The sequence below is a fragment of the Streptomyces sp. DvalAA-14 genome, from assembly GCF_900091855.1.
In the GTDB taxonomy this organism is placed as follows: domain Bacteria; phylum Actinomycetota; class Actinomycetes; order Streptomycetales; family Streptomycetaceae; genus Actinacidiphila.
This window is the reverse complement of sequence record NZ_FMCH01000085.1, coordinates 1-9,339: the sequence shown is the minus strand read 5'-3', so window position 1 is coordinate 9,339 and position 9,339 is coordinate 1. Positions and strand designations below refer to the sequence as shown.

Sequence of the window (9,339 nt, the reverse complement as noted above, 5' to 3'; positions counted from 1 at the left end):
AGGGCGCGGGCGGCCGGTCGGCGTGGGGGCCGCCGGACCGCTGCCCGGGCGGCACCATCGCGCGCTCCACCCGGGCCAGCATCCGGCCCCGGTCCGGCCGGTGCGCCTCGGCCGCCGCCCGCAGCCGCTCCGGCAGTTCGGCCATCACACTCCCCGTCCGGTACGTGTCCGAGCACGTCGCGGGGGAGCGGGCGCGCCCAGGATCCGTGCCGCGTCCGGGCCCGCCGCCGCGGCCCGCCCCACCGCCGGAACCGTATCGGGCCCGGCCGGCAGCGGTGCCAGCAGTCGTTCCAACTCGGCGACCCCGCGTGACGTCTGGCTCTTCACGGTACCGACCGAGACGCCCAGCGCCTCGGCGGTGTCCTTCTCCGACAGGTCGAAGGCGTGCCGCAGCACCACGCAGGCCCGCTTGCGGAACGGCAGCCGCTGCAGGGCGTCCCGCAGATCGAGGACGGCCGGCACGTCCGGCTCCTCGACCCGCTCGCCGCGCTGGGACCAGAACAGTGCCACCCGCCGCCGTTCCCGTACCGCGCTGCGGATCCTGGACCGGGCCAGATTCGTCACCACGCCGCGGGCGTAGGCGGCCGGGTGGCGGGCGGCGCGCACCCGGTCCCAGTGCCGCCAGAGCACCACCAGCGCGTCCGCGGCGAGGTCGTCAGCCGCGTCCGCCTCGCCGGTCAGCAACGCGGCGAGGCGGGCGAGTTCGGCGTAGTGCCGTTCGAAGAACGCGTGGAACGCGGCGGCATCGTCGCCGATGGCTGTGCCCACGGTCACCTCTTCCTGCCCGGACGTCCCCGCCACGGCGCGGCGAGAGCGTAGCAGCGGGGCAAGGCCCTGGGCAGAGGTCGGGACCAGCGGATTCACCGCCGCCGAGAGGACCTCGGCAAGGCTGTTGCCAGCGGCAACGGCCGCTGGCCGAACGGGCGTGTCGGCGCCCGGCCGGCCGCGTCAGCCGGTGCGCACGCAGCGCTGCGCGCGCGTGATGAGCTTCAGATCGAAGCCGCCGTCCGCGGTTTCCGGCCGGGACTCGAGCAACTCCCGCACCCGGCCCAGCACCTCGGCCTGCTGGGCCGGCTCCAGCACCAGGATGTGCGAGTGGGTCGCCACGGTCGCGATCAGCGAGTCGACGGTCCGCCGCTGGCGGTGCGGGAAGTCGGCCCGTTCCACCGGCGAGTAGGCCGGGTGGGCGTCGATCCGGCGGGCGGGGTTCCAGTCGATGAACGACACGCGGCTGCCGGCGATCCGGCCGAGTTCGGCGATCCAGTCGACCCGGTCGTCGTCGGTGTTCCACAGCGCGGCCAGCGAACCGCCGGGCCGCAGCACCCGGGCGATCTCCGGCAGCGCCCGGTCCTGGTCGAACCAGTGGAAGGCCTGCCCGACGACCACCGCGTCCACCGAGGCGTCGGGCAGCGGGATGTTCTCCGCGCCGCCGGCCAGCGCGGTCACCTCCGGCAGGTGGGTCCGCAGCGCGGCGCGCATGTCGTCGTCGGGCTCGACCGCCGTCACCTCGTGCCCGAGCGCCACCAGGGTGGCGGTGAGCTTGCCGGTGCCCGCGCCGAGGTCGAGCACGTCGAGCACCGCGTCGGTGCTCTCGAAGGCCGGCTCCAGGGCCCAGCGCACCGCCGCCTCCGGGTAGTCGGGGCGGTGCTCGGCGTAGGCGGCGGCCACGGCCCCGAAGGAGGAGGCGCGGCGGGCGAAGAGGACGGGATCGTACGGCTGGTCGGCTGCGGAATCGGCTGCGGAATCGCCAGCGGGATCGTCATGGGTGGCCATGCCACCGACCCTAATCCGCCCCGGCGCGCTACAGCCGCCGGGTGGCCAGCAGCAGCCGGTCCCGCGCGTCGAACAGCGTGTCCTTGATCATCTGTTCGTGGCCGGAGGTCAGCCGCGCCACCGGCACCGAGCAGCTCACCGCGTCCCGCGCGGGCGTGCGGTAGGGGATGGCGATGCCGAAGCACCGCAGCCCGAGGGTGTTCTCCTCGCGGTCCACCGCGTAGCCCTGCTCGCGGATCTGGGCCAGTTCCCCGATGAGCTTCTCGCGGTCGGTGTGGGTGTGCTCGGTGAGCGGTTCCAGCGTCTCCGGCAGCAGTTTGCGCACCTGCTCGTCGGTGTACGTGGCCAGCAGCGCCTTGCCCAGCGAGGTGGAGTGCGCGGGCAGCCGGCGGCCGACCCGGGTGAAGGGCCGCAGGTAGTGCTGCGACTGCCGGGTGGCCAGGTAGACCACGCTGGTGCCGTCGAGCCGGGCCAGGTGGATGGTCTCGCTGGTGTCGTCGGACAGCCGGTCCAAGGTGGGCCGGGCGGCGGCCACCACCTCGTCGCCGTCGATGTACGACGTGCCGACCAGCAGCGCCCGCACCCCGATGCCGTACCGGGTGCCGGTCGCGTCGGTCTCGATCCAGCCCAGTTCCACCAGGGTGCGCAGCAGCATGTAGAGGCTGGACTTGGGGTAGCCGACCGATTCCTGGACCGCGGCCAGGCTGTGCATCCCGGGGCTGCCGGCGAAGAACTCGAGCAGTTCCACCGTGCGAACCGCGGACTTGACCTGGGAACCGGCTCCCTCGCCAGCAGCCATCGCGTGCGACCCCTCTTGTTCGGCCGGGCGGAGCGGACGTAGGCTCGCCGACATAGATTCACATGTGAAGACGTCGTTCAGTATATAGAACGTCGACGGTGTGCAGTACGGAGAATGTGGAGGTTCTTCCGGTGGGAGTACCAGTCTGGAGTGTCGACCCCCGAACCGGGAAGCGGCGGGAGGAGGTCGGCGTCGAGGCCGAGGCCGGAGAAGTCGACACCGCTGTACGCGCGGCCGCCGCCGCCCTGCCCGCCCTCGCCGACCGCAGCGTACGCGCGCGGCTGCTGCGCGGCGCCGCCGGGCTGCTGGAGCGGTCGGCGGCCGAGGTGATCGCCACCGCCGACGCGGAGACCGCCCTCGGGGTGCCGCGGCTCACCGGTGAACTGGCCCGGACCGCCTTCCAGCTGCGCGCCTTCGCCGACATCGTGGACGAGGGCGCCTTCCTCGACGTCATCATCGACCACCCCGACCCGGCCGCCCGGCCCATCGCGCGCCCCGACCTGCGCCGCTACAAGATCCCGCTCGGCGTGGTCGCGGTCTACGCGGCCAGCAACTTCCCGCTGGCCTTCTCGGTGCCCGGCGGCGACACCGCCAGCGCGCTCGCGGCCGGCTGCCCGGTAGTGGTCAAGGCGCACCCGGACCACCCGGCCACCTCGGCCCGGTGCGCGGACCTGCTGCGCCGGGCGGCCGTCGAGGCGGGACTGCCCGCCGACACGGTCGTCCTGCTGCACGGTTTCCAGGCCGGCGTCGAACTGGTCACGCACCCGCTGGTCGCCGCGGCCGGCTTCACCGGCTCCATCCCCGGCGGCCGGGCGCTGTTCGACGCCGCCGCCGCCCGGCCGCGCCCGATCCCGTTCTACGGCGAGCTGGGCAGCCTCAACCCGGTGGTGGTCACCGAGGCCGCCGCCGCCGAACGCGCCGAGCAGATCGGCGCCGGCCTGGCCGGCTCCTTCACCCTCGGCAACGGCCAGTTCTGCACCAAGCCGGGCCTGGTGCTGACTCCCGCGGGCCCCGACGGCGACCGGCTGGTCGACGCCCTGACCGCCGATACCGCGAGCGTGCTGCCCGGGGTGCTGCTCGACGCCAGGATGCGCGACCGCTTCCTCCAGGGCGCCGCCGCCCGCGCCGCCCTGCCCGGCGTCACCGCCCCGGTCGGCCCGGGCGACGGGGACGGCCTGGGGGTGCGCCCCGGCTACGTCACCGTCCAGGCGGCCGAACTCGCCGACGCCGCCGGCGGCGCGGCCTACGACCTGCTGCTGGAGGAGTGCTTCGGGCCGCTGACCGTGGTCGTGCGCTACCGGGACGACGCCGAACTGGCGGCCGTGCTGGACCGGTTGCCCGGCAATCTCACCGCGACCGCGCACCTCGGCGCCCAGGAGGCCGAGCGGCCCGGCGGCCCGGCGGCGGCGCTGCTGGCCCGGCTCACCGCGCTGGCCGGGCGGGTGCTGGTCAACGGCTGGCCCACCGGCGTCGCGGTGGCCGCCGCCCAGCACCACGGCGGCCCCTACCCGGCCAGCACCTCCACCTCCACCTCGGTCGGCGGCACCGCCATCGAGCGGTGGCTGCGGCCGGTCGCCTACCAGGACACCCCGCCCGCGCTGCTGCCCGCCGAGCTGCGCGACGGCAATCCGCTGGGTATCCCGCGCCGGGTGGACGGCGTACGGGAGTAGTCCGCCCACCACCTCGGGCGGTCCGGGCCGGGCCGCCCCCGCCGGAGCCCCCGCCGGACCGCCCGCCTCACCGCCGCAGGCGGTCCAGCAGCACCGGTACGTGGCTGTGCTCCGGCTCCTTCACCGCGGTCAGCAGCGTGACCCGGCCCTGGCGGGCCCGCTCCCGCAGCCGCCGCAGCGTCGCGTCCGCGTCCGGGCCGGCCGCCGCCAGCTCCGCCCGGTAGCGCTGCTCGAACTCGTCGTAGCGTTCGGGGTCGGCGTGCAGCCAGGCCCGCAGCTCACCGGACGGCGTGAGCTCCTTGGGCCACTCGTCGACCTGAGCCCGGGCCTTGGCCAGACCGCGGGGCCACAGGCGGTCCACCAGGACGCGGACCCCGTCGTCGGGCTCCGGCGGATCGTAGACGCGGCGGACCCGGAAGCCGGTCGCGGACGGGGACATGGCGGACCTCCTGCTCATGGCGGGCTATAAGGGGCGTGCTGTGTCCCCAGTCTTCCCGCCGGCCGCGTCCCGCGCCCCCGGGGACTGGCCCCCTCGGCGCGGCGCGCAGGTGGCGCGGGTAGGGTCGCGGCCGGTGATGCCTCCGGTCGTGGGCGCGGACCGGGACGCCGTCGTCCCTCCGTACCCACAGACGCGCCGCTTGCTCCGTTCATGAAGTGAAGATCTTGTGCAGATATGCCTGTCGTGCTGCCTCATCTGCAACGGTTCACCCCAGGGCGGAGTCATAAAGCCTGCGGTGTTCAGGCAGTCGCACGGCCAAACGCTCCGAAGGAAGAGGTTCGATGTCGCGGTCCCGCAGCAACCAGCAAAACCGCGGTTCGTCGCGCCACCGCGCCTCGTCCACCGAACCGCAGGGGCCGGTGGTCGGCGGCCGGGCGGCGGCCCGCAAGCAGCAGAAGCGCGGCGGGAAGCGCGCCTTGAAGATCACCGCCTGGACGACCGGCATCGTGGTGCTGCTCGGCGTCGGCACCGCGACCTACGCGTACAGCAAGCTCAGCGGCAACATCAAGTCCGCCGACCTGTACGCGGGCAAGTCCGGCGACGCGGGGCACGAGAAGGCCGACGCCTTCGGCCGCACACCCATCAACATCCTGATGATCGGCTCGGACGGCCGGACCAGCGCGGCCGACTGCAAGCTCGGCGGCGCCTGCGCCACCGCCTCCGGGGCCCGGGCCGACGTGGAGATGGTCGTGCACATATCCGCCGACCGCTCCAACGCGACCGTGATGAGCATCCCGCGCGACCTGCGGGCCGATTTGCCGGCCTGCGTCGACAACGACAACCACACCAGTGTCGGCGAGCAGCCCGACACGATGATCAACTCGGCGCTCAACTGGGGCCCGGGCTGCAGTGTCGCGGCGGTGCACCAGCTGACCGGCATTCCCATCGACCACTTCATGATGGTCGACTTCTCCGGCGTGGTGAACATGTCCGACGCGGTCGGCGGTGTCAGCGTCTGCGTCGACAACAACGTCTACGACCCGTACTCGCACCTGAAGCTGAAGAAGGGCACACACGTCCTCCAGGGGGTGGCCGCCCTGGAGTTCCTGCGCACCCGGCACGGCTTCGGCACCGGCAGCGACACCGGCCGTACCGTCTCCCAGCACATGTTCCTCACCTCCATGGTCAACAAGTTCAAGAGCCAGAACACCCTCAGCAGTCCCACCAAGCTGTGGAGCCTGGCGAACGCGGCCACCAAGTCGCTGACCGTCGACAAGTCGATCAAGCCCGTCCAGAAACTCATCGGTCTGGCCAACGACGTGAACAAGGTCCCCACCGACCGGATGACCTTCACCACGATGCAGACCCAGGACGAGCCCCTCAGCGACGGCACCGGGACCAAGACGGTGATGGCCCCGCAGGCGGCGTCGCTGTTCAAGACGATCGCCAACGACCAGTCCCTGAGCACGGCCAAGCCCGCCAAGGGCGCCCCCGGCGCCAAGCCGAAGCCGTCCGGGCCGCCCCCCGTACCGCCCGCCCAGATCGCCGTGGTGGTGCGGAACGGCACCGGTATCGGCGGCCGGGCCGGCGAGATCGCCAAGGCGCTGATCGGGGACGGCTTCAGCAAGGACACCACCTCCGGCAACGGCGACGCGACCCCCACCAGCACGCTGACCTACCCGGCCGGCGAGCAGGCCCAGGCCAAGTCCGTCGCCTCGGCGCTCGGACTGCCCGCCGCCGCCCTGGTGCAGGGCACCGGCACCCAGCTCGTCCTGCTCATCGGCGCCGACTGGACCACCGGCGACGCCTTCCCCGGCGGCAAGGTCAAGGCCGCACCGGCCGACACCGCGGCGGCCCTCAGCGGGGCCAACCAGCAGAAGGGCAACGAGAACGGCAAGTGCGCCCCGGTCAGCACCTTCAGCACGATCGGAGAGACCGCCGACGGCAGGGTGACCACCAAGCCGAGCCGCTACGGGATGACACCGATCAAGGCGTACGCGATCAGCGGGAACGTCAAGGACTCGGCGCCGTAGCCGGACCGCGGCGGCGGGCAGGCGACGGCCCGGATCAGCGCTTCAGGGCCGCGCCGAGAGCCGCCAGGGCGCGGTCCACCACCGCCGGGTCCGCCCACCGGCCGTAGTGGTCGACCCGCAGCAGGTCCGCGGCCAGCGGGCCGGCGCCCGCGGCGATCGGGACCTCCGGGTCGGCGGTCAGGGCCGCGGCTGCCAACGCACCCGCGTGGATGCCCTGCGGGGTGCGTACCGTGGTGGCGACCGGCGCCGCGTCCCGGGCATCGGTGACATACGGCGACAGGCCCAGGTCGAAGGCCCCCTCGCGGGCACGGTCCGCCGCGCCGCGGTGCCGGGCGATCACCGCGTCGAGGCCGTCCGCCTCGATCCGGTCCAGGCAGGCCGCCAGCGCCAGCATCTCCAGCTGCGCCGGCGCGTGCGGCAAGGCCCGGCGACCGCTGTCGATCCAGCGCTCCTTCCAGTCCAGCAGCGAGAGATACGAGCGGCGCGGCGCGGCGGGATTGTCCGCCAGCCGCCGCCAGGCCCGCTCGCTCACCGCGACGGCCGACACCCCGGCGGGGCCGCCCATCGCCTTCTGCGCGCCGACCACGCACAGGTCCACGCCCCACGCGTCGGTCCGCAGCGGCTCGGCGGCCACCGACGCCACCGCGTCGAGCATCAGCAGCGCGCCGTGCGCGCGGACCACCGGGCCGATGCCGGCCACGGGGTTGCTCGTCCCGGTCGCCGCCTCGGCGTGCACCAGGGACACCAGGTCGATCCCCCGGTGCCGCTCCAGCGCCCGCGCCACCTGATCCGCGGTCACCGCCCGGTCGAAGGGCACCGACAGCTCCACCACCTGCGCGCCCGCGTCCCGCAGCCAGTCGCCGAAGGTCCGCCCGTAGGGCCCGGTGACGACATTGAGCGCGGTCGACCCCGGCCGGGCCGCGCCCCGGATCGCGCCTTCCAGCGGCAGCAGCGCCTCACCCTGGGTGATCACCACGTCGTTGGCGGTGCCCAGCAGCTCGGCCATCCGCCGCTCGGTCGCCGCGAAGGCGCCCGCGGTCAGCGGCGGCAGGTCCAGCAGGGGGTGGTGGGACACGGTCGGGCGCTCCTCGGCAGGTCGGGGGCCGGACGGCGGGTCGGGGGCCGTACGGCCGAGGTTACCCAGCGCCTCGTACAGTGCCGTGCATGGCGGATCACGAGGCGTTGCACATCAAAGGCGGAATCCTGGTCGGACCGCAGGACGTACGCGACCAACTGTGGGTCGTCGGCGGCCGGATCACCTACCGGCGCCCCGCGGCCGAGCCGGCCGGGACCGTCACCGGATGGGTCCTTCCCGGGCTGGTCGACGCGCACTGCCATGTCGGCCTCGAAGCGCACGGCGCGGTGGAGCCCGACGTCGCCGAGCGGCAGGCGCTCACCGACCGCGCGGCGGGCGCGCTGCTGCTGCGCGACGCCGGATCGCCCAGTGACACCCGGTGGACCGACGAGCGCGCGGACCTGCCGAAGATCATCAGGGCCGGCCGCCACATCGCCCGTACCCGCCGCTACATCCGCAACTACGCCCACGAGATCGAGCCGGGCGACCTGGCCGCCTATGTCCGCCGCGAGGCCCGCCGCGGCGACGGCTGGGTCAAGCTGGTCGGCGACTGGATCGACCGGGAGACCGGTGACCTCGCCCCCTGCTGGCCGAAGGACGCGCTCGCCGAGGCGATGGACGCCGCCCACCAGGAAGGCGCCCGGGTCACCGCGCACTGCTTCGCCGAGGAGTCGCTGGCCGACCTCGTCGAGGCCGGCATCGACTGCGTCGAGCACGCGACCGGGCTGACCGACGACACCATCCCGCTCTTCGCGGCGCACGGCGTGGCCATCGTGCCGACCTTGGTCAACATCGCGACCTTCCCGCAGCTCGCCGAGGGCGGCCGGACCCGGTACCCGCGCTGGACGGACCACATGCTCCGGCTCCATCGGCGCCGCTACGACACGGTACGGGACGCCCACGACGCCGGGATCGCCGTCTACGCCGGCACGGACGCCGGCGGCGGCCTCCCGCACGGCCTGATCGCGGCCGAGGTGGCCGAACTCGTCACGGCCGGGCTGCCGGTGGCGGCCGCGCTGTCCGCCGCGACCTGGGGCGCGCGCGACTGGCTCGGCCGACCGGGCCTGGAGGAGGGCGCCCCCGCCGACTTCGTGGTCTACGACGAGGACCCGCGCACCGACGTGGCGATACTGGGCGCGCCGCGGCGGATCGTGCTGCGGGGAGCGGTGCTCGGGTAGGTGCCGCGCTGCCGGTTGACGGGCCGTGACGTGCTGCGGGTCCGGACGGTTGTGCATCTCCACGGAAGGGCTGGGGTCAACGGAGGCGAAGGCCGTCACCCCGCAGCGGAGTGATGGCCGGGAACGCCTGTTCCTAGCAGTGTTGGCGGGAATCGAAGACGGATTCGGAAACCACCCTTTGGGATGAAGTAGCGCCGAGTGTCGGTGCGTTCACCCTCGGTGCGCCAGCATGACCGGATCCAGATCCCCGGCGGCTGTCCGCGTCGGCGCGCGCCGGGGATGCCACGCCATCCGTAGGGAATCTCCCGTGTACCGCACTCCCAGCTTCCGCATGCCCACGAGCCATCGCGCCGCGGTCATCGGCGCGGCCGC

Annotated in this window: 8 protein-coding genes; 3 read left to right on the top strand and 5 right to left on the bottom strand. The window is 73.9% G+C overall.

Going from position 1 to position 9,339, the window contains the following annotated elements; genetic code table 11:
- Positions 1 to 144: 144 nt before the first annotated feature.
- The 3 genes from GA0115240_RS04250 to GA0115240_RS04240 form a co-directional block, all read right to left on the bottom strand.
- On the bottom strand, positions 145 to 768 hold the full coding sequence (locus GA0115240_RS04250) for a SigE family RNA polymerase sigma factor (protein WP_093735300.1): 624 nt from the start codon (positions 766 to 768) through the stop codon (positions 145 to 147).
- Between the two features lie 180 nt (positions 769 to 948).
- Positions 949 to 1,773 (bottom strand): class I SAM-dependent methyltransferase, encoded by an 825-nt coding sequence (locus GA0115240_RS04245; RefSeq protein WP_093735298.1) that lies wholly within the window; start codon positions 1,771 to 1,773, stop codon positions 949 to 951.
- 28 nt (positions 1,774 to 1,801) lie between these two features.
- The gene (locus tag GA0115240_RS04240; protein WP_093735297.1) at positions 1,802 to 2,572 is read right to left on the bottom strand and encodes an IclR family transcriptional regulator; all 771 of its coding nucleotides are present in this window, start codon (positions 2,570 to 2,572) and stop codon (positions 1,802 to 1,804) included.
- A 131-nt stretch (positions 2,573 to 2,703) separates the two neighbouring features.
- Here GA0115240_RS04240 and GA0115240_RS04235 point away from each other — a divergent pair, with 131 nt between their 5' ends.
- Positions 2,704 to 4,242, top strand: a complete 1,539-nt coding sequence (locus GA0115240_RS04235; RefSeq protein ID WP_093735296.1) for an aldehyde dehydrogenase (NADP(+)) — start codon at positions 2,704 to 2,706, stop codon at positions 4,240 to 4,242.
- A gap of 67 nt (positions 4,243 to 4,309) precedes the next feature.
- Here the strand turns inward: GA0115240_RS04235 and GA0115240_RS04230 are convergent, their stop codons facing one another.
- Positions 4,310 to 4,681 carry a DUF488 domain-containing protein gene (locus GA0115240_RS04230; protein WP_093735295.1) on the bottom strand — a complete coding sequence of 124 codons (372 nt, stop codon included), beginning with the start codon at positions 4,679 to 4,681 and terminating at the stop codon, positions 4,310 to 4,312.
- 341 nt (positions 4,682 to 5,022) lie between these two features.
- On the opposite strand from GA0115240_RS04230, the gene GA0115240_RS04225 reads away from it, so the two are divergent.
- Positions 5,023 to 6,714 (top strand): LCP family protein, encoded by a 1,692-nt coding sequence (locus tag GA0115240_RS04225; RefSeq protein WP_093735294.1) that lies wholly within the window; start codon positions 5,023 to 5,025, stop codon positions 6,712 to 6,714.
- A gap of 34 nt (positions 6,715 to 6,748) precedes the next feature.
- On the opposite strand, the gene GA0115240_RS04220 is transcribed toward GA0115240_RS04225, so the two are convergent.
- Complete coding sequence (locus GA0115240_RS04220; RefSeq protein ID WP_256069536.1) at positions 6,749 to 7,789, bottom strand: pyridoxal-phosphate-dependent aminotransferase family protein; 1,041 nt, start codon at positions 7,787 to 7,789, stop codon at positions 6,749 to 6,751.
- Between the two features lie 89 nt (positions 7,790 to 7,878).
- Here GA0115240_RS04220 and GA0115240_RS04215 point away from each other — a divergent pair, with 89 nt between their 5' ends.
- Positions 7,879 to 8,967, top strand: a complete 1,089-nt coding sequence (locus tag GA0115240_RS04215) for an amidohydrolase family protein (protein ID WP_093735293.1) — start codon at positions 7,879 to 7,881, stop codon at positions 8,965 to 8,967.
- Positions 8,968 to 9,339: the final 372 nt, after the last annotated feature.